Here is a 435-nt window from a genome sequence, read left to right on the forward strand (position 1 = left end):
AAAGGCAGTACTGATGTTTCCGTAAGCCTGCTCTTCAAAAGCATATTCTGTACGACAGGTTAAACATATTCCCCCAGCTTCTCTATAGGAATATTGAAATCCATCCAGATAATCAGTCATAGAGGTTCTTATATTTCCTCTAGCAGGTCTGGTGGAATAGGTTTTTCTCAGCTTAGTTCCATCTGCACGGTATAAATATCCAACATTAGCACTAGATCGCTGCCCAACAATAATAGGATCCGGATAATTCATTGCAAATGCATTGGGAAGGTTAAGATGATTATAAACAATAGAATTAATCCCTTTATCCTTCATGCTGGTCATATTCCCGTTCACATCATAATCTATCATATTATTGCCACCCTCATATCCTGTATCATTCATCGCTGATTCTATCACCTGATTTAAACGGTTTCCTGTGTATTTATACTCAAG

1 pseudogene is annotated in these 435 nt (G+C 37.7%); it reads right to left on the reverse strand.

The features are described 5' to 3' along the window. Positions 1–435, reverse strand: a pseudogene (locus tag BOQ64_RS23340) (RHS repeat-associated core domain-containing protein); the annotation flags it as partial.

The sequence above is a fragment of the Chryseobacterium sp. CH25 genome, assembly GCF_004119455.1.
Classification (GTDB): Bacteria; Bacteroidota; Bacteroidia; order Flavobacteriales; family Weeksellaceae; genus Chryseobacterium.